The sequence below is a fragment of the Pedobacter glucosidilyticus DSM 23534 genome (genome assembly GCF_000425145.1).
Taxonomy (GTDB): domain Bacteria; phylum Bacteroidota; class Bacteroidia; order Sphingobacteriales; family Sphingobacteriaceae; genus Pseudopedobacter; species Pseudopedobacter glucosidilyticus.
This window is the reverse complement of the sequence record NZ_AULF01000022.1, coordinates 58,885-83,226: the sequence shown is the minus strand read 5'-3', so window position 1 is coordinate 83,226 and position 24,342 is coordinate 58,885. Positions and strand designations below refer to the sequence as shown.

23 protein-coding genes and 1 pseudogene are annotated in these 24,342 nt (G+C 33.9%); 12 read left to right on the top strand and 12 right to left on the bottom strand.

The window, feature by feature from the left end; genetic code table 11:
* Positions 1–11: 11 nt before the first annotated feature.
* Together H510_RS0108835 and H510_RS0108830 are read right to left on the bottom strand one after the other, a co-directional pair.
* Positions 12–3,752, bottom strand: a complete 3,741-nt coding sequence (locus tag H510_RS0108835; RefSeq protein ID WP_026903996.1) for a metallophosphoesterase — start codon at positions 3,750–3,752, stop codon at positions 12–14.
* Positions 3,742–4,647 carry an SdiA-regulated domain-containing protein gene (locus H510_RS0108830; RefSeq protein WP_026903995.1) on the bottom strand — a complete coding sequence of 302 codons (906 nt, stop codon included), beginning with the start codon at positions 4,645–4,647 and terminating at the stop codon, positions 3,742–3,744. The genes H510_RS0108835 and H510_RS0108830 overlap by 11 nt, the downstream gene beginning before the upstream one ends.
* Before the next feature lie 56 nt (positions 4,648–4,703).
* Between H510_RS0108830 and H510_RS0108825 the strand changes: the two genes are divergently transcribed.
* A complete protein-coding gene (locus H510_RS0108825; RefSeq protein ID WP_026903994.1) occupies positions 4,704–5,900 on the top strand; it encodes a Pycsar system effector family protein in 1,197 nt (398 codons plus the stop codon).
* Here H510_RS0108825 and H510_RS0108820 read toward each other — a convergent pair.
* Positions 5,881–6,513, bottom strand: a complete 633-nt coding sequence (locus H510_RS0108820) for a DUF2652 domain-containing protein (protein WP_051291123.1) — start codon at positions 6,511–6,513, stop codon at positions 5,881–5,883. The two genes, H510_RS0108825 and H510_RS0108820, sit on opposite strands and share 20 nt — an antisense overlap.
* Positions 6,514–6,631: 118 nt before the next feature.
* On the opposite strand from H510_RS0108820, the gene H510_RS0108815 reads away from it, so the two are divergent.
* The 9 genes from H510_RS0108815 to purU all read left to right on the top strand — a co-directional run bounded on the left by H510_RS0108815 (position 6,632) and on the right by purU (position 15,482).
* Positions 6,632–7,231: a DUF4202 domain-containing protein gene (locus tag H510_RS0108815; protein WP_026903992.1), complete on the top strand. Its 600-nt coding sequence runs from the start codon at positions 6,632–6,634 to the stop codon at positions 7,229–7,231.
* Between the two features lie 358 nt (positions 7,232–7,589).
* Positions 7,590–8,420, top strand: coding sequence for a prephenate dehydratase (locus tag H510_RS0108810; RefSeq protein ID WP_026903991.1), 831 nt, complete (start codon positions 7,590–7,592; stop codon positions 8,418–8,420).
* A gap of 81 nt (positions 8,421–8,501) precedes the next feature.
* Positions 8,502–9,605 carry a chorismate mutase gene (locus H510_RS0108805; RefSeq protein ID WP_026903990.1) on the top strand — a complete coding sequence of 368 codons (1,104 nt, stop codon included), beginning with the start codon at positions 8,502–8,504 and terminating at the stop codon, positions 9,603–9,605.
* The gene (locus H510_RS0108800; protein WP_026903989.1) at positions 9,605–10,849 is read left to right on the top strand and encodes a 3-phosphoshikimate 1-carboxyvinyltransferase; all 1,245 of its coding nucleotides are present in this window, start codon (positions 9,605–9,607) and stop codon (positions 10,847–10,849) included. Before H510_RS0108805 ends, H510_RS0108800 begins: the two co-directional genes overlap by 1 nt.
* Before the next feature lie 190 nt (positions 10,850–11,039).
* Entirely contained in the window at positions 11,040–12,128 is a 1,089-nt protein-coding gene (gene aroC, locus H510_RS0108795) for a chorismate synthase (protein ID WP_026903988.1), read from the top strand.
* Positions 12,129–12,475: 347 nt separating this feature from the next.
* On the top strand, positions 12,476–13,402 hold the full coding sequence (gene mdh, locus H510_RS0108790; RefSeq protein ID WP_026903987.1) for a malate dehydrogenase: 927 nt from the start codon (positions 12,476–12,478) through the stop codon (positions 13,400–13,402).
* 103 nt (positions 13,403–13,505) lie between these two features.
* Positions 13,506–13,985, top strand: a complete 480-nt coding sequence (locus H510_RS0108785) for a retropepsin-like aspartic protease (RefSeq protein WP_245584812.1) — start codon at positions 13,506–13,508, stop codon at positions 13,983–13,985.
* A 56-nt stretch (positions 13,986–14,041) separates the two neighbouring features.
* Positions 14,042–14,458: a group III truncated hemoglobin gene (locus tag H510_RS0108780; RefSeq protein WP_026903985.1), complete on the top strand. Its 417-nt coding sequence runs from the start codon at positions 14,042–14,044 to the stop codon at positions 14,456–14,458.
* Between the two features lie 196 nt (positions 14,459–14,654).
* Positions 14,655–15,482: a formyltetrahydrofolate deformylase gene (purU, locus tag H510_RS0108775; RefSeq protein ID WP_026903984.1), complete on the top strand. Its 828-nt coding sequence runs from the start codon at positions 14,655–14,657 to the stop codon at positions 15,480–15,482.
* A gap of 326 nt (positions 15,483–15,808) precedes the next feature.
* Here purU and H510_RS0108765 read toward each other — a convergent pair whose 3' ends face one another.
* The 9 genes and pseudogenes from H510_RS0108765 to pheS form a co-directional block, all read right to left on the bottom strand.
* Positions 15,809–16,375, bottom strand: a complete 567-nt coding sequence (locus tag H510_RS0108765) for a DUF4142 domain-containing protein (protein ID WP_026903983.1) — start codon at positions 16,373–16,375, stop codon at positions 15,809–15,811.
* A 62-nt stretch (positions 16,376–16,437) separates the two neighbouring features.
* Positions 16,438–17,310, bottom strand: coding sequence for a cysteine synthase CysM (gene cysM / locus H510_RS0108760; RefSeq protein WP_026903982.1), 873 nt, complete (start codon positions 17,308–17,310; stop codon positions 16,438–16,440).
* A 2-nt stretch (positions 17,311–17,312) separates the two neighbouring features.
* Positions 17,313–18,128, bottom strand: a complete 816-nt coding sequence (gene epsC, locus H510_RS0108755; protein ID WP_026903981.1) for a serine O-acetyltransferase EpsC — start codon at positions 18,126–18,128, stop codon at positions 17,313–17,315.
* 98 nt (positions 18,129–18,226) lie between these two features.
* A complete protein-coding gene (locus tag H510_RS20685) occupies positions 18,227–18,307 on the bottom strand; it encodes a type II toxin-antitoxin system YoeB family toxin (protein ID WP_425413797.1) in 81 nt (26 codons plus the stop codon).
* Positions 18,293–18,484 (bottom strand): annotated as a pseudogene (locus tag H510_RS18545) (Txe/YoeB family addiction module toxin); the annotation flags it as partial. The gene H510_RS20685 and the pseudogene H510_RS18545, both read right to left, overlap by 15 nt.
* Positions 18,481–18,735, bottom strand: a complete 255-nt coding sequence (locus H510_RS0108745; protein WP_026903980.1) for a type II toxin-antitoxin system Phd/YefM family antitoxin — start codon at positions 18,733–18,735, stop codon at positions 18,481–18,483. The gene H510_RS0108745 and the pseudogene H510_RS18545, both read right to left, overlap by 4 nt.
* Before the next feature lie 69 nt (positions 18,736–18,804).
* A complete protein-coding gene (locus H510_RS0108740; RefSeq protein ID WP_026903979.1) occupies positions 18,805–19,380 on the bottom strand; it encodes a TetR/AcrR family transcriptional regulator in 576 nt (191 codons plus the stop codon).
* The gene (locus H510_RS18540) at positions 19,380–19,799 is read right to left on the bottom strand and encodes a Rieske (2Fe-2S) protein (RefSeq protein WP_036692376.1); all 420 of its coding nucleotides are present in this window, start codon (positions 19,797–19,799) and stop codon (positions 19,380–19,382) included. Before H510_RS18540 ends, H510_RS0108740 begins: the two co-directional genes overlap by 1 nt.
* Positions 19,799–20,833: a phenylalanine--tRNA ligase subunit alpha gene (pheS, locus tag H510_RS0108730; protein ID WP_026903978.1), complete on the bottom strand. Its 1,035-nt coding sequence runs from the start codon at positions 20,831–20,833 to the stop codon at positions 19,799–19,801. Before pheS ends, H510_RS18540 begins: the two co-directional genes overlap by 1 nt.
* A gap of 227 nt (positions 20,834–21,060) precedes the next feature.
* On the opposite strand from pheS, the gene H510_RS0108725 reads away from it, so the two are divergent.
* Both H510_RS0108725 and trhO read left to right on the top strand, forming a co-directional pair.
* Positions 21,061–23,241 carry a DUF5686 family protein gene (locus H510_RS0108725; protein ID WP_155977904.1) on the top strand — a complete coding sequence of 727 codons (2,181 nt, stop codon included), beginning with the start codon at positions 21,061–21,063 and terminating at the stop codon, positions 23,239–23,241.
* Positions 23,242–23,346: 105 nt separating this feature from the next.
* On the top strand, positions 23,347–24,300 hold the full coding sequence (gene trhO, locus H510_RS0108720) for an oxygen-dependent tRNA uridine(34) hydroxylase TrhO (protein ID WP_026903976.1): 954 nt from the start codon (positions 23,347–23,349) through the stop codon (positions 24,298–24,300).
* Positions 24,301–24,342: the final 42 nt, after the last annotated feature.

Below are 24,342 nucleotides of genomic sequence, written 5' to 3'. Positions count from 1 at the left end.
GATAAAAATAATTAAAACCTAAATCCGGTATTAAAGGAAAGCACTTTATCTTCTCTAGAAAATCCGTAACCTAAACTTATAAAAATATTATCAAAAAGGTTTAACCAAACACCCGGCCCATAACCTTGATGCCAGGTATTACTTTCTATTTCGGCAGAGTGTACGCGGCCAGTATCGTAAAAACCAAATACACCAAAATCTCCGGTTAAGATATACCCACGTATTTTGGTAACAGGTATTCTAACCTCGGTGTTGGCAAAATAGGCTGTTTTACCAGAAAAACGTTGGTTTCTAAAGCCTCTTAAATTTTCATTGTTTCCTAAAGAGCTAGCATGGTAAAACTGGTAATCGCCAATATTGGTTTCTGCACCTAGTCTAACTGCAAAAGTTACAGGGAAAGAAATATTAGGCGTAGCATAACCGCTAAAGCTGGTGTGTAAGTTTAGATGTTTATATTGCTCTGCATTGGTTTGCCAAATATAGTTGATGGTACTTAACCATCTGAATCCCGTTTGCGGATTGATTTTTTTATCTCTCAAATCAAAATCAGCATAGGATTTTAGCGTAATAAATTTATCTGTATTAGCGAAATCATCTGCCAGATTACCAATAAAGCTATTGGGTCTATCTTTCATAATATCAACATAAGCAAGTCCTGGCCCAATACCAAACTTGGCCCTTTCAGATAAACGGTACTGGAAATAAGCATTGGCTTGTAAAGCTCTGGAGCGTACACGATAAAAATCTACTTGATTTTCATTAGGTGTACTATTACCAATACCGTAATAATTAAAGCTGTAAGCTGGTCCGGCAAAATCTCCACTAAACACTAAATCATATTTTTTAGCAAATAAAGAGTGGAAGATACTACGGTATTTCACCTCAAAAGCTCCGTTTTTAGGGGCGTATAAAGCAGTTATTTTTTGCTCAAAAGCATAAGGGTCTTTCCTAAAACCATAGCGTTTTATTTGGTGAGACAAGCCAAAAGATGGTCCGTCTAAACCATTTGGATAATCTACAGAAGGTGCAATGCCTGCTTTATCATACTTAAACCAATTTGGGGTGTATTGGTTAATCCAAGCTTTGTTAGATAATACAATTCTGGTGTTTTTGCTTCCGCTGATGTTATTTTCTGGTGTGTCATAAATAATTATTTTACCAGCATCAGAAGTGTCTGCTATACGGTCTTTTCCATCTCCGCCAACAATTCTAATTTTTAACGGATGTTTGGAGTTACCTCTTACTACAGCGCTATCTCGTTCATCCAAAAGGAAAAAATTAAGCTCTTTGGTAAGGCTGTTATCAAACTTTCTGGAATAAATTATAGTATCGATATTCCCTTCTTTTCTGGTTTTATACAGGCAAACCAAAGTGCTATCGGCTTCTCTTATAATTTCCAGATATTCATATTTATCAGATCCAACAATGGTAACTTCTTTAGCTAAGGTTTTATAATAAGATATTGCAACATTTAATAATTGGTTACGTCTTGATTTTAGTTTTTCAATAATTTCATTCCCAGAAACCATAAAAGCTTCTTTAGGCATAGCTTTTACAGCGTTTACTATCACGCTATCAGTAAGTTCTGTTTGTAACTCTTTGGCTATTTTCTGCCAATCTTTAAGGTTAAGCTCGTTTAAGAAATTTCTATCTAAGTTTCTAGCAGCAATAGAGAGTTCGGCAGGGTCTTTAATTTCATAGCCAAAATGTTGTATGTCTGCCACAAAACTTTTAAAAAGCGAAGGTAGTAAGCCGTCAAATTTGGTGTAAACTTGGTCGCGGTCTCTAGGGATAGGCTTGTAAATAGCGCCTTTGTCTTTTTCAAACTCGGCCCAACGCCATTGGTCTTCATGTCTGTCCCAATCACCAATAAGCATATCAAATAAACGGGCTTTTAAAAAGCTTTTTTGGTCAACTTCGTTATCATTATCTTCTTTAAGTTTTTCATATAAGGTTTCTGTGCCAATGGCATTTTTGGTCCTCCCAAAGTTCTTATATAGCGATAAATTTTCATCGGGTCTTATTTCAATAATACCAACTTTACCACCAACTTCAGATAAATAAGGGCCTAGTAATCTGGAATATGGCATGTAAACCAATTGTGGTTTGGTATGATAAATTCCGGCAGCACTAGCCATTTCTGGTATGGTTAAAGCACCAAAAGGATGGGCAGAAGATATTTGGTCTTGCAAGAAATCATCAGCAAAAGTAGTTTCAAAACCATTTGGTAATAAATCAGAAGGATCTTTGTTTACCGTTCTAAATTGGTATTGGATGCTGTCTTTGCCAATCATCCGTAAAGAAGTAGTTTGTTTACCGCCACCAAGCTGTAAAGGCTTTAAGCCTCCGGCATATTTAGTTAAATCTAAATAGGGAATTTCTACTGGTGTAGCCCAAACGTTTCTATAATGCTCGCCCAAAATTTTCTTTTTAAAATTAGAAGCTCTGTACTGTTTACCTACGGCTACATATTTCATAGAATCTTGAAGGTCTAGCAAGTCCTCTTCCTTTATTTCTGCTTTGGTAGGTGCGGTGGCATATAGTGGTTTTCTGTATACCAGTTTTCCGGTAGAGCCATCTTCTACAGGCTCCCAAAACTCTACCCAGCATTGACCATTGGTATAATAGTTTAGGCGGGCAAAGCCTTTTGTACCATGCCCAAATAAAGCGTCGTTTCCTTTAAAAAGGGCGCTATTTTTACTGCCTGCACCACTAATAATATGATTTAAGTTTTGGTATTTAGTAAACTGCAAAGCGTGTTCATGTCCGGCAGCAAAAACTACATTTTCTGCATTGTTTAGTATAGAAAGTAAACCATTTCTTAGTTGCTGATAATCTTTATTAGAAATATCCTGACGAGACAAGCCGTATTGTCTTAATAGAGGATACAAAGAACCAACAATAGGTAATGGGATATAAAGGTTATCTTTTACTAGGCTTAATGGAAATATATAATCAATCAGGGTAAAATAACCACCGTGTTTACCATTAGAAAACAGCGGATGATGTTGTGTAAAGAGAATATTTTTGCCTTTATTTTTTAAGATGATATCTTTTACTTGTGTAAGTACCTGCTCTTTAGAAATAGCTGTACAACCTTGTTGGTATCGGTTAGATTTGCTGTATTTATGTAACCACCATTCGCTATCCAGAACAATAATTACCAAATCTTTATTCATGCGTACTTCTACAGGTCCGGCACAGCCATTACTTGGGATGAATACATCGGTACTATCTAAATATTGTTCTACAAATTGCTCTTGGCGTTTTACAGCGGCAAGTCCGCCCGGCCGGCTATGGTTCCAATCATGGTTGCCTGGAATAAATATTTTACGTCCTTTAAACTCTTTAACAATTTTTAGTTGTTCTACCAATCGTTTTTCTTTTTCTTCACGGTCATGATCATCCGGCTCTGGTAAACCATTATCATAAATATTATCACCTAAAAAAATAGCTACATCTTTAGGGTTAGATAATTTTTTGATAAGCGTATCGCTGCCAGTTTTAGAAACCACGGTATCGTAATTAAACATCTGCGATTCCATAAGTTTCAATGTAGGTTCTTGTTTATTCAAATCGGGGTTACCTACATCGCCAACCAAAAAAACAGTGTATTTAAGACTTAGTGTATCTGGATTATTGGCTGTTTTCCATTCCTTTTCTTTTTTAGCATAAAAAGGTTTATAAGTTGTACAAGCAGCGTACAAAAAGCTACTGAGAACGATAAATGATATTTTAAACTTATTTGTCATGTATAGATGTGATTTTTAAAATATTACCACTGAGTTTTTTTCCTTCGTTAGAGATGTAAAGCTCTCCTTTACTATTAAATGCCATACCTTCTGGTTGTGTAAAAGCATTACCAACCAAAGATATAACCTGCTTAATTTCTTGTTGATGTATAACCACAATAAAATTATTGGTTGATGATAAAATGTATAAATCCTTTTCTTGCGGATGTATAGCTAATGCTGTAGGAGAAAAAACTTTATTAAGATTCTCGTTTCCAAGTTTTTTAAGAAATGCCTTAGATAGTTCTTCCCATCGGTCTCCTTTAAAAATGTTTAAAAGTTTTTGATGAGATATACTTAAATAAGGATTTTCATCCACCTTAAAATTCGTTAAAGAGCAAGTGTAAATTGCTTTTTTATTTTCGTTGCCTTTTAAATCTTCAGCTTTTACAGCAATCAATAATTGGTGTTTGGCTTCGTCGTAAACGATAGATTCAATATCATTTTTCTTTTTAAAAGCTGTTTTATGTGCTATAACTTTAGGTTTTTTATCTTCAAAAGAAACAATTTGGGTTAAATTGCCTTTGCTATTGATGATAAAAAGATCGGTATTTACTTTTGTGATGTCTTCAAAATCTCCCGACTCTCCAAAAATTAATTTTCTGATGATTTTTTTTTGATGAAGATCAAGAAAGTAAACAATACCATTTTCATCTTCTACTGCGGCTATTAAACTATCGTTAACAAAGGTGATTCCAGAAATTTCTTTAAGCTGATAATCGAGGTTAATGGTTTCGAAATTTTTGATATATGATTTTTGAATAGCCTGTGCTTTATTTTTCTTCAAAGAAGAATTGGTACAGGATATGATAAGTAAAGATGAAATTATAAAAGGTATGATAAAAACCTTATTCATAAAAATAATTTGTAGCACACAAATCAAATCCTATACCATTAACAAAATATATAACCATGACAGCACTATCTGATTTATTGAAAGCAACAGAAGTTTATGTTTTTGATTTATTTAAAGATAAATTACCCAACGAGTTGGTTTACCACAATTTTAACCATACCAAAGATACGGTAGAGGCTTGCCAGGAAATGGCCGATCATTATCAATTAAGCACTCAGGATAAAGAAGATTTGCTGCTTGCAGCATGGTTTCATGATACTGGATATACCGTAAAATACAAAGACCACGAAGAAGAAAGCGTTAAAATTGCAGAGACCTTTTTGAGAAGTAAATTGGATGAAAAACGTTTAAATAAGGTTACTGATTTGATTAAAAGTACCCATATAAATGTTCCAGAAAGTAATTTAACAGAAGAAATTTTACACGATGCCGATTGTATCAATATGGGTAAAAAGCAGTTTTGTAAGAATGCAGAACTGTTGAGGGTAGAATGGGAGCAAAGCCTTAAAAAGCCTTATTCTGATTTAGAATGGGCTGAGGGGCAGTTGCATTTTCTCATCCATAAAAAGTTTAAAACAACCTATGCTTTACAAACTTATGGTGAAGGCAAAGAGAAAAATTTAAAAAAGCAAAGGAAACAGTTAGAAAAACTAAAAAATGACCAGTTTAAACTACATTTAAAAGAGAAAGGGGTAGAAGTAAAATCAAAAAAAGAAGGCAGAGGTATAGAAACTTTGTATCGTTCTGTTTACGATTATCATATCAATTTAAGTTCTATTGCAGATAATAAAGCCAATATCATGATTAGTATCAATACCATCATTGTATCCTTAATCATTACGCTGTTTGGTTCTGGCTATACCTTTACAGGTGACGGCACTTTTGCTAGTGTAAGATTTGTTTTTCCTATGGCGTTCTTAGTAATTAGTAGCTTACTTTCTGTTGTATTTGCTATTCTATCGGCAAGACCAAACATTACCAGTAAAGAAAAATTTGAGCTTGATAATAAAAACAGTAGCATCTTATTTTTTGGCAATTTTGCTCAAATACAAATCAATGAATTTGTGAGCCATATCAAAGAGCTTAAAAAGGAAAAAGATGAACTTTATGATAGCATGACGGTAGATATTTACCATCTGGGAGTAGTATTGGTACGAAAGTATAAGCTGTTAACCACTTCATATAATATTTTTATGGGTGGTTTGGTCCTTTGTGCTGTAGGATTTTTGTTAATTATGCTTTTCTCTTATTAAGCTTTTTAACATCAGCGAAAGCGATATAGTGATAAAACACCGTACCGAAATGTTCGTAATGGTCGGTTCCTTTTTTTAGCTTATCCCAGTTAAACCAGTTTTTAACAACTTTCTTATCCCTCAGCTTATCTATATACTGTTGCGATAAAAGGATATAATTATGTTGTTGTATACTGTTTTTTAATAATTTATGAGCCAGAATAACATCCTCGCCCATCAATTTAAAATGCCCTTCGATGTTTGAAATAGAAATTTTACCGTAATGTATGATAACTTTAATTCCAATTTCTTGATGAGCTAGATATTTGTGATAATTTTTTTCATCTATTTTTTCATAAGAAGCTATAAATTGATTAAAGGTATCATAGATAACCTTACACTGAAGTGCAACTTTTTGTACAGAAGGTAGTCTGCCAGTTTTATAAAAAAAAATAGCATCACCTTCAATCTCGGCAATACTTAATTCTAAAATATTTGATTTGATGAGCGTTTGCAATAAATGCGGAATAAACTCATGTGCAAAATCATGATCAACACTTGTCATAAATCTTGTAAAACCAGTGATATCAGGAATACAAAAAAATACAGGAATTTTAGATTTAGTTTTAATCATTTAAGTTTAAGCATAATTAAAATTACTCATAGCAAAAGCTAAACCATTTTTTTAAATATAAGATTTGAGTTTTAAAAAATATATTTACCTTTAAGAAATTAAATCAACCTAGTACAAAATGAAAAACACAGAAGTTGCACTTGCAGCATTTGATAGTTATAACCAGCAAGATCCAAGAACATTTACTTATAATGGAGTTACGTTTCCACAAGAATATTTTTTAGCACAGAAATTAAACGAATGGATTTTAATACTTCAACCTAAAGCAAGTGTAGAGTTATTATTAGCCTCAAAATGTCAGCATATAGGACGCTGGGAAATACCTCGTGATAAATACCCCCATGGGAGAGAAGGTTATCTGAAGTGGAGGAAGGAATTAGCTAATTTCCATGTCAATAAAGCCCTATCTATTTTAAGAGAAGTAGGTTTTGATGAAACGGTTTGTTACCGAGTAAAACAAATTATTTTAAAGCACAGGATTAAGCATGATCAAGAAGTCCAAATGATGGAAAATGCTTTATGCTTAGTTTTTTTACAATATCAGTTTGAAGACTTTTTAAGTACACAATCTACAGAGAAAATGATTAATATTTTGAGAAAGTGTTTACTTAAAATGGATGCAAAAGGTCATCAATATGCACTTAGTTTAAATCTCTCTACAAATTCAGAAACCGTGTTAGCTAAAGCTTTAGAAGAGCTAGCAGTTTTAAATGGGTAATATAGCTTTCCAATTTTTGTAATCTTTATAAGAGAATGTAACCTCGTGTTAAACAGAGAAAATTTAAGATGGTATAAAGTCTTAGGATTGAAGTTGGGCATATAAGCGCTAATAAACTTTTTAATGGTTTACTACTTTTAAAATTTATCTTGTTAAATAAAAAATGTAAAAAAAATATTGCATAAGAAAAATAAGTGTGTACATTTGCATCCAATAAACAAAAAATGAAATTTAACGCTACATATTACTTCGGTTACTTTTATTATTCAAATAAGAGCCGGGCATAGTATGTTGTAATAGACTTATAAAAATACAAAGACCCGGCCTACGCAGACCGGGTCTTTTTTTTTAAATCAGCATGAGCGGAAAAAAAAGAGTTGCAATACAGGGAATTAAAGCTTCTTTTCACGAAGAAGCCGCATTTAAGTTTTTTGGAGAGGATATAGACACCATAGAGTGCAACTCTTTTAAAGAAACTTTCCAGAAACTTAAAGCAGGTGAGGCTGACTATGTAGTGATGGCTATAGAGAATAGCATTGCCGGAAGTTTATTGCCTAATTACACTTTACTAAGAGAATATAATTTTCCGGTAATAGGTGAGGTTTATCTACACATTCAATTGCATTTAATGGCACTTCCTGGAGTAAAGTTCGAGGATATAAAAACCGTAACCTCGCATCCTATTGCTATCCGTCAGTGTAATGATTTTTTGGATGATTTCCCGCATCTTAAAGTGGTAGAAAGTAGTGATACTGCTGCCTGTGCTAAGAAAATTAAAGAAGAGCAATTAACAGATACGGTTGCTATTGCTAATAATTTGGCAGCTAAGCTTTATGGTTTAGAAATTTTAGAACGTAGGATAGAATCTAACAAGAAAAACTATACTCGTTTTTTAATCCTTACCGATAAAAAGGTGGATATCAAAGATGCCAATAAAGCTTCTTTATGTTTTCAAGTAAATAATAATGTAGGTTCTTTAGCAGCGGTATTAAATATATTCGCCGAGAATAATATTAACATGAGTAAAATCCAATCGATGCCAGTTCTGGGTAAAAGAAACGAATATAATTTTTATGTAGATATAGAGTGGAAAGACAATCAGCAGTATGATAAAGCCATTCGTGATTCATTAAAACATACCAGTAACTTTAGTATCATGGGCGAGTATAAAAAGAATGATAAGGTGTAAAGAAAAAAGATAAAAGAGCAAAGATGAATTGCAATTGTTAAACTATCAACTAATAACAGATAATCAAGTAATAAAATAGATATGAAACTTAACTTAAACATACAACCATTAAGCAGCTGGATGAAAGTATCTAGCGAGCCATTAATCATCTCTGGACCATGTAGTGCAGAAACAGAAGAGCAATTATTAGCAACCGCTCATTTAGTAAAAAACACAGGTAAAGTAAGTGTTTTAAGAGCAGGTATCTGGAAACCAAGAACTCGTCCTGGAGAATTTGAAGGTATCGGCAGTATTGGTTTACAATGGTTAAAAAGAGCTAAAGAAGAAACTGGTTTACCTACAGCAGTAGAGGTAGCAACCGCAAAACACGTTGAAGAAGCTTTAGCAGCAGGTGTTGATATCCTTTGGATTGGTGCTCGTTCTACCGTAAACCCTTTTACAGTACAAGAAATTGCTGATGCTTTACAAGGCGTTGATGTGCCTGTAATGGTTAAAAACCCTATCAACCCAGATTTAGCTTTATGGATTGGTGCTTTAGAGCGTATCAACAGAGCTGGAATAACTAAATTAGCAGCTATCCACCGTGGGTTCTCTTCTTTCGAGAAATCAGCTTACAGAAACGAGCCTATGTGGGATTTAGCTATCCACCTTAAAACGTTAGCGCCAGAATTACCTATCCTAAACGACCCAAGTCATATTTGCGGTACAAGAGACTTAATTCCTTACATCTCTCAACAAGCATTAGACTTAGATATGCAAGGATTAATGATTGAATCGCACATAGACCCTTCTGTGGCATGGACAGATGCTAAACAACAAGTTACCCCAGCTGCTCTAGCTGAAATCGTTAATAATTTAACCATCAGAAAGGCAGATTCTTCTAATCCAGAGTTTACCGATAAATTACAAGGTTTAAGAGATGCTATTGATAGAATTGATGATCAAATCTTACAAAAACTAGGCGAGCGTATGGCTTTGGTAGAGAAAATTGGTGAGTACAAAAGAGATAACGATGTAACCATCTTACAGGTTAACCGTTGGGAAGAAATTTTAGAGAAAAGAACTGCTTTAGCAAGTGCTTTAAAATTAGAAAAAGATTTCACAGAGAAGGTTTTAGAATTGATACACGGCGAGTCTATTCGTAAACAAACCGAAATCATGAACGCTAAAACAGAACTAAACTAATGAGCGGAAATATCCTCATCAGTAAAGCTCCAAAACAAATACAGGAGACGATTAGGTTAACAGGTTCTAAAAGCGAAAGTAATAGAGCGCTTATTATACAGGCATTAAGTGGCGGAAAGGTTAAAGTAGAAAACCTTTCGGCTGCTGCCGATACCGTAACGCTAAATCAAATCTTAAATAGTTTAGCACAAGAACCAGCAGAAGTAAATGTTGGTCCGGCTGGTACAGCTATGCGTTTCTTGGCTTCTTACCTAACTGTTAAAGGTGTTCAAACTGTATTAACCGGTACAGAGCGGATGAAACAACGTCCTATTGGTATTTTAGTTGATGCGCTTAATAAAATTGGCGGGCAAATTACTTATGTAGAAAACGAAGGTTTTCCACCTTTAAAGATAGCTCCTGTTTTTAAACAAACGCAAAATAAGGTAAGTATCAAGGGAGATATCAGCTCTCAATACATTACTTCTCTATTATTGGTAGCAGCCGCTTTAGAAGAGGGTTTAACTTTAGACATTGAAGGCGAGTTAACCTCCAAACCTTATGTAGAGATGACTTTAGGTTTCTTAACTCAGTGTGGTATACAACATACTTGGGAGGGTAACCAAATTACTATTGCACATCAAGAGTTTGAGCGTAGTACCCTTGTAGTAGAGCCAGATTGGAGTGCAGCATCTTATTGGTATGCTTTTGCTGCTTTGGCAGATGAAGCCACGATTACTTTACCTTATTTAAGGCAAAACAGCTTACAAGGTGATAGTGTTATTGCTACTATCATGGCGCATTTTGGTATTGCTACCGCTTATAGCGATGAGGGTATCATCATCAAAAAAGTTCCTCATCAGGTCAGCGAAAAATTCTTTGATTTAAAAGATTGTCCGGATTTAGCTCAAACTGTTATTGTTTGTAGTGCTGCACTAGGGCATGAAGCTACTTTTACAGGTTTGGAAACTTTAAAAATTAAAGAAACAGACCGTGTTGCAGCTTTACAAAACGAATTGGCTAAGATAGGAGTAAAACTTATTGAAGAAAACCTGAACTATACTTTAGATTGTAGCGGATTACATTTTCCAGATAAAATCAGCATTGCTACCTACGAAGATCACCGTATGGCGATGGCTTTTGCGCCTTTAGCAAGCTTGGTTAAAGAGGTTGAAGTAGAAGAAGCAAACGTGGTAGAGAAATCATATCCAAGCTATTGGGAGGATGTAAAGAAAATTGGATTTAGTCTAGAAAGTACAAAGTAGAAAGTAAAAAGTAGCTGGGTGTCTCTTGTTCTCGTTTTAATCATAGCCCTAGGTTTAAACCTAGGGCTATGATTAGGCTCAAGGTAGATTTGCGCTCGTTTGTAACGAGTGCTTAACATGGTTTAGCGATTCAATCGCTTAAAAGAGATAACCGGCAACTGAAAACCAACAACAGATAATAAATAAAAACATGGCAGGAAATTCATTCGGACAAGTATTTAGAATTACCACTTTTGGCGAGTCGCATGGAGCGGCTATAGGTGTTATTATAGATGGTTGTCCGCCAAATATAGAGCTAGACCTAGATTTTATTCAGTACGAGTTGGATAAACGTAAACCTGGTCAATCTAAAATTACTACTCAAAGAAAAGAGTCGGATACCTGTCAGATACTTTCAGGAGTTTTTGAAGGTAAAACCACAGGAACACCTATCGCTATAGTCATCCCAAATGAAGATCAGAAATCAAAAGATTACGATCATAACAAAGACACCTTTAGACCTTCACATGCGGATTACACTTATCAACATAAATATGGGATAAGAGACCATAGAGGAGGAGGTAGGTCATCAGCTCGTGAAACTGCTGCCCGTGTAGCAGCAGGAGCTATCGCAAAATTAGCTTTAAAAAAGGTAGGTATTGATGTAGTAGCTCATGTTTCTTCTGTAGGTACTATAGATGCTCCACATATTGATTTTACTTCAGTAGAAGATTTCGAAGCATTAAGAGAAAGTAATATTGTAAGATGTGCAGACCCTGCAACGGCAAAAGAAATGATTAACCTGATTGATCAAATCAGGAAAGAAGGCGATACCATAGGAGGTAAAGTAAGCTGTATCATTAAAAATTGCCCGGTTGGATTAGGAGAGCCCGTTTTTGATAAGTTACATGCAGATTTAGGCAAAGCTATGTTGAGTATTAATGCCGTACATGGTTTTGATTATGGTTCTGGTTTTGATGGTTCTACCATGCGTGGCTCAGAGCATAACGATATTTTTGAAAAGAATCATCTAGGAAATGTCATTACCAGAACTAATTTTTCTGGTGGTATACAAGGTGGTATTTCTAATGGTATGGATATCAACTTCAGAGTTGCTTTTAAGCCTGTGGCCACCATTATGACCAATCAACAAACAGTGAATAAAGATGGTGATGCTGCAGAAATTAAAGGAAAAGGCAGGCATGACCCTTGCGTTGTACCCCGGGCTGTTGCCATTGTAGAAGCTATGGCAGCCTTGGTGGTTATTGATCATTTTTTACGTCATAACTTATATCAATAAATACACAAGTCGCTTATAAGTAATGCCCCCAAAAAGTTAGATACTTATTGGGGGCTTTTTTGCTTCTAAATTAAGGTTCTACATCTATCATTTCTCATGATATAGATTTAAATATCTTGATTTTCAGGTATCTTTAAATTTGTACATCTTACATAGTAATCCGAAATAAAACAGAAGGAATAAATCTTAAGATAAAAAGTCTTTGCCTCGTTAAACGTTAAGAATAAATAATGATTTTTTAAATTATACACTTACATGACGATAATTTTTGCATCTATTTCTTAAAAGAATTGGTTTTTAGTAACTTCGGTCGACATTTAAACAATTAAACATTTCAATATAAAATCATGAAAATTACGGTAGTAGGAGCAGGCGCAGTAGGTGCAACCTGTGCAGACAATATCGCTAGAAGAGAATTAGCAGAAGAGTTAATTTTATTAGACATTAAAGAGGGTTTTGCAGAGGGTAAAGCTATTGATATGATGCAAACAGCTTCATACTTGGGGTTTGATACCAAAATTAAAGGTGTTACCAATGATTATGCTGCCACTGCTAATTCTGAAGTTGTTGTTATTACTTCTGGTTTGCCACGTAAACCCGGAATGACTCGTGAAGAGTTAATTGGTACAAATGCTGGAATCGTAAAATCAGTAACAGAAAATATTCTTAAATATTCTCCTAATACCATCATCATTGTAGTTTCTAATCCAATGGATACCATGAACTACTTAACCTTAAAAACTTCGGGTTTACCTAAAGAGCGTATTTTAGGTATGGGTGGTGCATTAGATTCTGCTCGTTTTAAGTATTACTTAAGTCAAGAGTTAGGTTGCTCACCGGCAGATTTAAATGCTGTTGTAATTGGTGGTCATGGAGATACAACGATGATTCCTTTAATTAAGCATGCAACTTGGAATAGCATTCCGGTAACAAACTTCTTAAGTCAAGAACAACAAGATAAAATTGTTGCAGCTACCATGGTCGGTGGTGCAACTTTAACTAAACTAATTGGAACTTCTGCTTGGTATGCACCAGGTGCAGGAACTGCTGCAATGGTAGAGTCTATCGTTCGTGATGAGAAAAAATTAATCTCTTGTGGTGTTGCTTTAAATGGCGAATACGGTCAGAGTGATATTTCATTAGTTGTACCAGTAGTTTTAGGTAGAAACGGTTGGGAAAAAATTGTAAACTTTGATTTATCTGAAGCAGAACAAGCAGAGTTTAATAAGAGCGCTGATGCAGTTCGTAATATGAACAATGTTTTAGAATTGTAATAAAGAGAGCCTTACCCTAAATGTCTCTCTAAATAAGAGAGATTTTCCTGAAATGAGGATTAATTTTTTAGGGCAATAATAAAATACATAAAGAAAAAAAGATTTGAAGAGCAACAATACAGGCATTTCCCTCTCCGAAGGAGAGGGGCAGGGTGAGGTACTCATTCCGTTAGAGCTCATAAATCTACAAGGCGACGGCTTCCACCTTTTGGTGGAAGTTGTTGTTTATGGGCAAAATTTTCAAGCTGTTTTAGATACCGGAGCTTCTAAAAGTGCTTTTGATAAAGAAATTATTGAATCTTTAGCTTTTAATGATATTATTCATCTTCCAAACCAACACGCCGTTGGTTTAGGAACTACTACCATGGAAAGATATGTTGCCAATTTTTCCGAATTGAAAATAGGCGATTTCCTTATAAAAAATTACGAAGCTCCAGTATTTGATTTATCTGCCGTTAAATACGCTTATGAGCAATTAAACCTACCCCCTGTAATAGGTGTAATTGGTGGTGATATTTTAATGGATTACCAAGCAAAAATCGATTATGAATCTTTAACTTTAGTGTTGAAAGCCGTAAACTGATAAAGATCATTTTTTGTAACTGATATTTTGTAGATGTTTGTTTGAAATAGGAAAAAATGAAAAAAGATATAAAAAGTATAGATGATATTCAACTACTGGTAGATACCTTTTATGATAATGCAGTAAAAGACCCACAACTAGGACACATTTTTAACGATGTGGCTAAGGTTAACTGGCAACATCATTTACCTATTATGTATAAGTTTTGGGCTTCTACTTTATTAGGAGAAGTGGGTTATACAGGTAACCCTATGGATGCTCATTTCAGATTAAACGAAAAAATATCTTTAAACCATGAAGCTTTTAATAGTTGGAAAAATATCTTTATCGCAACTGTTGACCAATTTTTTGAAGGCCCCATTGCTAATGAAGCAAAAAAGAAAGCTGTTAGCATAGCAGATTTAATGTTCTATAAAATACATAACTATAACCAATCTGCAGGTGTAAATATCGGAAAGGTTAGAAGAGATTAATTATACTTAAGCGTTTTAAAATTAAAAGATTTAGGTTATCTATACGCTAAAAAGTTCCAGACTTTCAAACACCAATCCATCACTTCAAATTCATATCACTTAAGTATAAAAGTTGATAAGAATTAATCTCATGCAAGCTATTTTTAATGTAAGTTGTTAGAAGATATTCGCTATTTTCGAAACTTAATTTTACTGTATGGTCATTGTTATTCAGTGTAAAGATAAAATAGGATTAGTTGCTTTGATATCAGGTGTGTTGGCTAAACATGGCATCAATATCTTATCCATGAGAGAGTTTGTAGATACCACAGCTAGCGTTTTTTTTGCTCGTCTGGTAGTTGATGCTCACGAGCATGCGTCTGATTTACATGACGCTTTAAAAGTTGTACTTCCAGAGGATGCAAGTATAAAGGTTAATCCAAATCCTATTAAAAGAGTTGTTTTATTGGTAACCAAAGAATATCATTGTTTAAGTGATATCCTCATCAGAAATCATTTCAAAACATTAGGTGCAAATGTTGAAGCAGTTATTGGGAATCATCCAGATTTAGAAAATATTTGCCAAAGGTTCGAGATTCCGTTTCATTTCATTAATCATGAAGGAAAGGATAAATCAGTTTTTGAGGAAGAAATTAAACAACAAATTAATGAATACCATTTTGATTATCTGATTTTGGCTAAATTCATGCGCATCCTATCACCAAGTTTTATAGCTGATTTTCCAGATTGTATCATCAATATCCATCATTCCTTTTTACCTGCTTTTATAGGTGCTAGCCCATACAGACAAGCTTTTAACAGAGGTGTAAAATTGATAGGGGCTACAGCGCATTTTGTAACCAACCAATTGGATGAAGGGCCAATTATTGCACAACAAACCATCCCTGTAAACCATACATTTAGTGTGGCAGATATGGTTAAAGCCGGAAAAGAAATAGAAAAAGCCGTTTTAATTAAAGCTATTCAGTTAGTTTTTGATGATAGAGTTTTTGTTTTAGATAATAAAACGGTTGTGTTTGATTAGTTTAAAGGACATTATTATACATAATTAATAACTTTTACTGAAATTAATTACACTACAATAATTTGTAAAAAACACTAAAAGTAAGCCTCAATTACTTAAATAAAGCTAATAAAAAAGCAAACCAGCTTATTTGTGGATCATCGGCTATTTCAAAGTGCTCATCTATCAATAAAGAAAAATCTAAGAGTTCTTTTTTCATGGCTAATTAAATATATATGTTCTAAAATAGTAATTTTTATACCAAAAACCAAAATGGTATATGTTTTATTCTGAAATAAAAAAAAGCTGCCTGTGTATTTTCAGACAGCTTCTATAAGAGTTTAAAATTATTTCTGTTTTACAGCATCGTGTATAACTTGTGCCGAGTCTAAATGTATCTTTAATTTAGGTAGAATTTTACCTGCAAAAGCACTCACTTCTACATCTTTACTTGTTGTGGCTTCTTCAAAAAGTTCTACGTCATCTTTATGGTCATCAACCATCATGTTCATGTAAGCTTTATCAAAATCAGCACCTTTTTTGTTTTTTAAATCATTAATCATTTTTTGATGATCTTCTCCCATAGTTTGCGGAAGCGTAATGTTTTTAGATTGGGCCAAAGCCATCAGCTCTGTGTTAGCAGCAGAATGGTCATTAACCATCATTTGCGCAAAGTTTTTAACACGTGGATGATTGGCATTAGCTTGAGCTAGTTTACCTAGTTCTACCTCCATCATACCTCCGCTAGCAGCTTCTACCATAAATTCTGCGGGGTCATCTTGTTGATTAGTAAGTGTAGAGTCATTAACGGCTTCTGCACTATCAACACTGTCTTGATTAGATTGTTGATTATTACATGCTTGCAAAGCAATCCCGGCTGCAAGCACTGTTGCTAAATAAAATGATTTTTTCATAGTGATGTATTTTTAATTTAACACTACACTTCCAAAAACCAGACCAAATATATTTTTACTGATTAGCCAAATAAATCGCTACTTAAATAACGATCCCCTCTATCACAAGCTATAAACACAATAGTGCCGCTTTCTAACTCGGCAGCCAGCTTTAAAGCAGCATAACAAGCACCGCCAGAACTCATTCCTGCAAAAATACCTTCCACTTTAGCTAATTTTCTAGTGGTTAAAGTAGCATCTTCTTGAGAAACATCTATCACCCTATCTACCCTTTCAGGATTAAATATCTTAGGCAGATACGCTTCTGGCCATCTTCTGATACCAGGTATAGAAGAACCTTCGGTAGGTTGGCAACCTACAATTTGTATATCAGGGTTTTGTTCTTTAAGATACATGGATGTACCCATGATGGTTCCGGTTGTACCCATAGAACTTACAAAATGCGTAACCTGATGGTTGGTATCTCTCCAAATTTCTGGTCCTGTTGTTTTATAATGCGCCAAGTAATTATCTGCGTTAGCAAACTGGTTTAAAAGTAAGTAATCGCCACTAGCACCTTTTTCCTCGGCATAATCTCTGCACTTTTCTATATCTTCTAGTAAAACTACTTTGGCGCCTAAAGCTTCCATGGTTAAAGTACGCTCTCTGGTAGAATTTGCAGGCATCACCAACTCAATTTCAATATCGAATAATCTGGCTATCATCGCTAGAGCAATACCCGTGTTGCCACTAGTAGCTTCTACCAAACGCATACCCGGTTTGATATCACCACGCTCAACTGCACTTTTAATCATATTGAGTGCAGCCCTGTCTTTTACGCTACCTCCGGGGTTATTACCTTCTAATTTGGCGTATATTTTAACGTTTGGGTTAGGGTTTAAACGTTGAATTTCTACTAAAGGAGTATTACCAACTAAATCTATAATGCCTGCCATAACTAAAACTTGGATTTACTTTTTTCTGCTACTTGTACGGATGATAAATGGTAAACAATAGAGTTTTCTGGAACACTCTTGGTAAGCCAAACATTACCACCAATGATACTGTTTTTACCAATAATTGTTTCGCCACCTAAAATGGTTGCGCCAGAGTAAATCACTACATAATCTTCTACGGTTGGATGTCTTTTGATACCCGCCATGTGTTTTTCTACACTTAAAGCGCCAAGAGTAATACCTTGATACAGTTTAACATGATTCCCAATGATAGCTGTTTCACCAATAACAATTCCGGTGCCGTGGTCTATATATAAATAATCGCCTATTTCTGCGCCTGGGTGAATATCAATACCTGTTTTAGAATGCGCATATTCTGTTAGAATACGTGGAATAAGCGGTGTTTTTAATTTCAATAAGCCATTTGCAATCCTATAAAAGGCAATAGCAATAAAGCCCGGGTAGGTTCTAATCACCTCAAATTCGTTATTAGCAGCAGGGTCTCCGGCTAACATAGCAGAAACATCTGTTTGTAAAGTTTCATATAACTTAGGAATATTGCTGATGAAGGTTTGAGCAATTTCCTCGTTATTACATTCTTTACAAGCTTGTGTAGCATTAAGTAAATTTAATAACTCGGCTTCTAACTTATCAAATGATACTTTAACATCCGCTTCTTGAGCGAAAGAAAAGTTAGTGTACTGCGGAAATAACAAGCTGATAAGCTTAATGGCCCATTTTGCTATATCAGAATTTGGTGGTACATTTTCTGTTTGCTGATGCTTGTTAAAAATGTATTGATAAAAGGAATTATCCATTTGTATAATCGCTGGGTTTGATTTACAATTTTATGGATTTTTATGTTTAATCTGTGTAAAAAAGCCTAAGTTTTGAAATTGTGTTAATACAATGAGGATTAATCGTAATGAAACCTACATTTAACGATTAAGATTTCATCATCTTGTACTTGGTATATCAACCTATGCTCATCATTTATTCTTCTAGACCAATATCCTTTGTATTTAAATTTCAATGGTTATAGCTTACCTAAACCGTGAAAAGGTGTTCTTGAAATATCTTTTAATAAATCGTTAATTTTTGATAATAACTTTTTATCAACTTTTTGCCAGTACAGATAATCTTCCCAAGACTCATCTACAAAAATGTATTTCATGATTCAATTAAATCCTTTTGGAAAGACTGCCTATTTTCTATCTTTTCAATGGCATTATCTAAACGTTTCTCATTTATCCTAGAACTTAATTCATGTTTAGTAGCCAGTAAAGAATTATACTCATCTAAAGACATGATAACAACACCATTATCTTTACCTCTGTTGATAATTAAAGTTTCAAAATTTTTAGAAACCTTATCGAAATAATTTTTAATGTCTTTCCTAAAATCGGAAATAGTGGTAGTTAGCATATTTTGTACAATTAGATGTACAAATATATGACTATTCTATATTATATTTTTTATTTTTTTTATAAGTAATTACAAAGCTGCTTTTACCAAATAGGGTAATATTTCTTTTTGAAAGGATATAAAATTCTTACGCACATCGGCATCGCTAACAGAGGTAAAAGCAAAAGAGAAGATGATACTCTTACTTGCTTTAATCAAAAATCTTAATCGCTCGGCGTAGTTATTACCATCATTAAACTCTTCAATAGCAATAAATTCGTTATATAATAAATTTTCTAACTCGTCTGAAAGTTTTTTTAGAAATTCTTGAGAATTGGTAGATTCCCGAATAAAATCCCAACCTATGAACTCGTTGCAAACAGTATATGATAACCTACTAACCTTTAGAATTAAGCTTTTAAGATGCTCTTCTTTTGATATTCCGGAAGTGTTTTGATGCACCACATCATTAACACTTATCTTAAGATAATCCATCAAAATAGCATGTAAAACAAGTTCCTTGCTCTCGAAATATTTGTAAATAGTAGCTTTTGCAATTTTAGCTTTCTTGGCTATCTCGTTAACACTAGTTTTATGATACCCGTATTTGCGAAATAAATCTTGAGCGGCTTTCTTTATGCTTTCTTTGATTTTATCTATTTCCATTAGTTTGTAATCGATATGAGGTTTCCATTTATAGAGACTCTGTATCTTTTTAAAGGTATGGTAGCAGGTGCTTTGGCAGGCGATCCATCTTGTAAATTAAATAATGCACCACTCACTTTATCTTCTGCTAAGTTGCCTCCTATAGGTATAACTGCATTTTTTTGTACTGGGTTAACGGTACTGCAACGGTCATAGGCTCTTATATTTCCTGCATTATTGTATAAAATTAATCCAGCAACACCTACTGCTGTGTTAGAAACTATCCTAACGTTACCCGGACTGGTGATGCCTTCTAATTCGCCACCTATTAAAGACCCGTTATAATTAACAGGCACATCCGGAATTAAGTTTTCTTTATTGCCACAAGCATTTAAGAAAAAAAATACTATTACGATTGCTGTTAATTTTTTAAGCTCCATTAAATGATTTCTGATTGGAATTGTTTTAAGAAACGTATATCATTCTCAGAAAATAAACGTAAATCTCTGATTTGATATTTTAAATTGGTAATACGTTCGATACCCATTCCGAAAGCAAAACCAGAATATTTTTTACTATCAATACCGACGTTTTCTAAAACGTTTGGATCAATCATACCACATCCTAAAATTTCTACCCAACCACTTTGTTTACACATTTGGCAACCATCGCCTTTGCAAATGGTACAAGAAATATCCATTTCTGCCGATGGCTCCGTAAAAGGAAAATAAGACGGGCGGAAACGCACTTTTGTACCCTCGCCGTAAAGTTCTTGAACGAAGTAATACAAAGTTTGTTTTAAATCTGCGAAAGATACATGCTCATCAACATATAAACCTTCTACTTGATGGAAGAAGCAATGCGCTCTGGCAGATATCGCTTCATTTCTGTAAACTCTACCTGGCATTAAGGCTCTAAAAGGTGGTTTGCCAGCTTCCATTAAACGTACCTGAACTGATGAAGTATGTGTTCTTAAAGCGATATCATCTTGTCCGCTATTTTTCTTGATAAAAAAAGTATCCTGCATATCTCTGGCCGGATGCTCTTCTGGAAAGTTAAGTGCCGAGAAGTTATGCCAATCATCTTCAATTTCTGGTCCTTCTGCAACAATAAAACCTAGTCTTTTAAAAATCTCTACAATCTCTTTTCTTACCAAAGAAAGCGGATGCCTGCCTCCAGTTTCTACACCAAAGCCAGGTAGTGTTAAATCATTAGGGATATCACTTTTTCTTGACTGCTTAGAAAAAGCATCTTTAAAATCATTAAACTTGGCCTCTGCAAGTTGTTTAAACTGGTTTAATACTTTTCCTAAAACACGCTTCTCTTCTGTAGAAACGGTTTTAAACTCTTCAAAAAGGTCTTTTACAATACCTTTTGTACCTAAAAATTTTATTCTGAAATTTTCAAGATCATCTGCTGTTTTGGGTTCAAAAACCTCTATTTCACTAGTGTACTGACTGATTTTAGACTGCATAGGTTACAAATTTAGTAAAAATAATTGGGCCTAATATTTTTACTAAATTTTTGTTAGGAAAATGATTTTGTTTTTTACTGTAAGACTTTTCTTTTTTGAGCGTTTATGCTATATTTAAGCATGTACAGCGTAGTGAGGAATGCTGTGGTGTAGACTTAGCTTTAAGGCTTTAAAACCATTTAATAAAAACACTTTTGCGGATTGATTATTGTTTGGCTGTGCTAAATATGAAGAGTAGTGCATTGATATTATTATTAGTGTTGAGTAACCTGTGTGGATTTTCTAATCCAAGATGGAAGGCTACCAATATGGCTGATAGTATTATCAAAAAAGTAATAGAAAGAAATAAAGTTGATAGCTATCTTACACTAGAAGCTGAAGCTTATCTTAAAAATTCTCATGTATTGAACAAAGCACCCAAAAGGTTTTTAGGAAAAAAAGTAACTTCTTTGCTGAAATTGGAATCAAATAAAGAGCAAATTTTGTCGCTTTATGAAGCTAGTTCAAAGCTTTATTTTTCTAAAACAGGAGAGATAAAAGAAGATGTTAAAGCGTACAAAACTTTAGGAAAATATAGAACCTGGGAGTTTAAACATGCAGCAGATTTACAACTAAATTTTAATAAGGACTATATTACACTAGAAGTTTTAACACCAAAAAAATTTATTTCTCCTATTGCTAAAAATGCTTTTAAATTTTATAAATACGAATTAGAGAGAACAGAAATAGATAAGAATGGTGTTAAAATCGATATTATTAAAATTATCCCTAAAAATAAGTTTTCACCTACCTTTAATGGTTATATCCATATAAATATCAATACTCAACAAATTTGTAAGTTGTCTTTAACACTTGGTAATAATGCAGGAATAAGTTTTGTTAACCAAATTAAGATACAACAAAACTTACTACAAATTGATAGTACTTACTATCCTACAGAAACAAAAATCACTTATCAAGGCGATTTAGCAGGTTTTTATTTTAGTGGCACTTGTGTAGCTACTTACAAGTATATGCACAATACTGTTTTTGCCAAAACTTTTGCTCCTTTAGAGGTACTTAAAATTCAGGCTCAAGATAGCAACTCTAACAACTATGTAATCAATAAAAGAACTGTTCCACTTAGTTCTTTAGAGCAAAAAGCTAGTTTTAAACATGATAGCTTGAAAAATAGTCAAGGAGAAAAAAAGTACCTAGATTCTTTAGATAGACTTACTTTAAAACAAAGACTATATCCTTTACTTTTTAGCAGATTTAAGTTTCAAAACTCTTATAGAAGGTATACTTTTTATATGGATGCTGTTGCACCTTCTTTATTTTATAATACAGTAGAAGGACCTGGTATAAAATACGGTGTTGAGTTTATTAAATATGCCTATAATGGTAGTTCGTGGCAAATAAGACCTGAGATTAGATACGGCTTTAAAAATAATGAGCTTAATTCTGACTTGTCTTTTTCGTGGCTTTATGACCCTAAGAACAGGGCTGCTGTAAACTTAAGTTTAGGAAGTACATATCGAGATTTGAATCCTAATGGTACTTTAAGCACCTTAAATAACTCTTTAAATACTTTATTATTTGAGCAAAATTTCTTGAAATTGTATCGTAAAGAATATGTAAGTGTATCATCTGGAAGAGAAATTACAAATGGTCTTTATTTCTCTGGAGGTGTTGAGCTCTCTAAAAATATATCTGTTTCTAATAATTATGATTATTCGTTAAGAGATATTAAAACAAGAAACTTTACCTCAAATAACCCTTTTGACCCTATAATTGGCGGTAAACTATTTCCTGATCATACAACTTTTAGGCTTTCGGGCTCCTTAATTTATAATTTTAATCATCAATACATTACTAAAGAGGGCATCAAAATTTATCAGATACCCAAAAACCCAAGGCTAATTCTTTCTTACCGCAAGGGTATTCCAAATATATTAGGTTCTGAAACTGATTATGATTTTGTTGAATTGGAGATACAGCAAGAACGCTTAGATTTAGGTTTATGGGGTTTCTCATCATTTTCTTTTTCAACAGGGAAATTTTTAAATAATAGAATCAATTATTATCCAGATTGGAAGCACTTTTTGGGTAACAATGCCTTGGTATTTAATAGTAACTTAAAAAGTTTCCACTTTCTTGATTTTTATGCTTATAGCACTGATAAACAATTTATTGAGGCCCACTACGAGCATAATTTCAACTCAAAATTCATTGGAAGATTGCCATTATTACGCAAATTAAAACTTCAAGAACTGGCCGGTGCAGCTTATTTAGGAAGCCCAGATAGAGGTAGTTATTATGAATTTTATATCGGCTTAAGCCGATTAACTGTAAGAGCAGATTATGCTATCTCTTTCGGCGAAAACGGGCGATTAAATCAAGGATTTAAACTGGCTTATTCTTTTTAATTATTTAAATAGCTATTATTTGTGTTGTATATCATTTTTATAATCTCCCTAAAAAACATACATTTGCAGCTCATTTAACACTGTTTACAGCAGTATCAATGAATCATGAAAGCATACCAAACACTTCTTTATTACTGTTATAGCCACATCCAGGATGCGGAGCAGTACGCAGCAGATCATCTAAAATTTTGTAAAGATTTAGGCTTAACCGGCAGAATTATCATTGCGGATGAAGGATTAAACGGAACAGTATCGGGCACACGTGAGCAATGTAAAGCTTATATGGATTATGTTTATGCTGATGGTCGTTTTAATGCTACAGAATTTAAGATTGACGATGTTGACGAGCCTTCTTTCATGAAGATGCATTGCCGTTATAAGTCGGAAATTGTACATTCTGGATTAAAAGACCCTAACGTTATAGATCCTACTAAGAAAACAGGAAAGCATTTAGAACCAAAAGAATTCATGGAAATGAAAGACCGTGATGATGTGGTTATTCTAGATGTTCGTTCTAATTATGAACATAACTTAGGTAAGTTTAAAAATGCTATCACTTTAGATATTGATAATTTTAGAGATTTCCCTGCCATGATAAATGAACTGGCACAATATAAAGACAAAAAAATACTAACTTATTGTACTGGCGGTATCAAATGCGAGAAGGCTTCTGCTTTATTGCTACATGAAGGTTTTAAAGATGTTTACCAATTACATGGAGGTATTATTAAATATGGTAAAGAAGCCGGCGGTAAAGATTTTGAAGGTAAATGTTATGTTTTTGATAACCGTATAGCAGTTGATGTAAACTCGGTTAACCCAGTGGTGGTTTCTACTTGTAGAAATTGTGGCAAAACTACACCTAAAATGATTAACTGTGCCAATCCAGAATGTAATGAGCACTTTACTCAATGCGATGAATGTGGATGGGAATTAGATGGTGCTTGTTCTACAGCATGCAAAGAACATCCGCGTAAGCGCCCTTATGATGGTACTGGTTATTATGTAAAAGTTCCTCAACCTGTAAATAAGAAAAAAGTAGAACTGGCAAATGCTTAACTATAGGAAATAGTGATTATAAAAAATCCCCGATTAGCTTAT

Excerpts from the sequence above, each read along its gene's own strand:
- pheS (WP_026903978.1), bottom strand. The coding sequence starts at position 20,833 with ATGCAGTCTAAAATCAGTCAGTACACTAGTGAAATAGAGGTTTTTGAA.
- H510_RS0108830 (WP_026903995.1), bottom strand. The coding sequence starts at position 4,647 with ATGAATAAGGTTTTTATCATACCTTTTATAATTTCATCTTTACTTATC.
- H510_RS0108815 (WP_026903992.1), top strand. The coding sequence starts at position 6,632 with ATGAAAAACACAGAAGTTGCACTTGCAGCATTTGATAGTTATAACCAG.
- H510_RS0108805 (WP_026903990.1), top strand. The coding sequence starts at position 8,502 with ATGAAACTTAACTTAAACATACAACCATTAAGCAGCTGGATGAAAGTA.
- H510_RS0108810 (WP_026903991.1), top strand. The coding sequence starts at position 7,590 with ATGAGCGGAAAAAAAAGAGTTGCAATACAGGGAATTAAAGCTTCTTTT.
- aroC (WP_026903988.1), top strand. The coding sequence starts at position 11,040 with ATGGCAGGAAATTCATTCGGACAAGTATTTAGAATTACCACTTTTGGC.
- H510_RS0108740 (WP_026903979.1), bottom strand. The coding sequence starts at position 19,380 with ATGGAAATAGATAAAATCAAAGAAAGCATAAAGAAAGCCGCTCAAGAT.
- H510_RS0108745 (WP_026903980.1), bottom strand. The coding sequence starts at position 18,735 with ATGCTAACTACCACTATTTCCGATTTTAGGAAAGACATTAAAAATTAT.
- H510_RS0108820 (WP_051291123.1), bottom strand. The coding sequence starts at position 6,513 with ATGATTAAAACTAAATCTAAAATTCCTGTATTTTTTTGTATTCCTGAT.
- cysM (WP_026903982.1), bottom strand. The coding sequence starts at position 17,310 with ATGGCAGGCATTATAGATTTAGTTGGTAATACTCCTTTAGTAGAAATT.
- H510_RS0108765 (WP_026903983.1), bottom strand. The coding sequence starts at position 16,375 with ATGAAAAAATCATTTTATTTAGCAACAGTGCTTGCAGCCGGGATTGCT.
- H510_RS0108725 (WP_155977904.1), top strand. The coding sequence starts at position 21,061 with ATGAAGAGTAGTGCATTGATATTATTATTAGTGTTGAGTAACCTGTGT.
- H510_RS0108835 (WP_026903996.1), bottom strand. The coding sequence starts at position 3,752 with ATGACAAATAAGTTTAAAATATCATTTATCGTTCTCAGTAGCTTTTTG.
- H510_RS0108825 (WP_026903994.1), top strand. The coding sequence starts at position 4,704 with ATGACAGCACTATCTGATTTATTGAAAGCAACAGAAGTTTATGTTTTT.
- purU (WP_026903984.1), top strand. The coding sequence starts at position 14,655 with ATGGTCATTGTTATTCAGTGTAAAGATAAAATAGGATTAGTTGCTTTG.
- trhO (WP_026903976.1), top strand. The coding sequence starts at position 23,347 with ATGAAAGCATACCAAACACTTCTTTATTACTGTTATAGCCACATCCAG.
- mdh (WP_026903987.1), top strand. The coding sequence starts at position 12,476 with ATGAAAATTACGGTAGTAGGAGCAGGCGCAGTAGGTGCAACCTGTGCA.
- H510_RS0108780 (WP_026903985.1), top strand. The coding sequence starts at position 14,042 with ATGAAAAAAGATATAAAAAGTATAGATGATATTCAACTACTGGTAGAT.
- H510_RS0108800 (WP_026903989.1), top strand. The coding sequence starts at position 9,605 with ATGAGCGGAAATATCCTCATCAGTAAAGCTCCAAAACAAATACAGGAG.
- H510_RS18540 (WP_036692376.1), bottom strand. The coding sequence starts at position 19,799 with ATGGAGCTTAAAAAATTAACAGCAATCGTAATAGTATTTTTTTTCTTA.
- epsC (WP_026903981.1), bottom strand. The coding sequence starts at position 18,128 with ATGGATAATTCCTTTTATCAATACATTTTTAACAAGCATCAGCAAACA.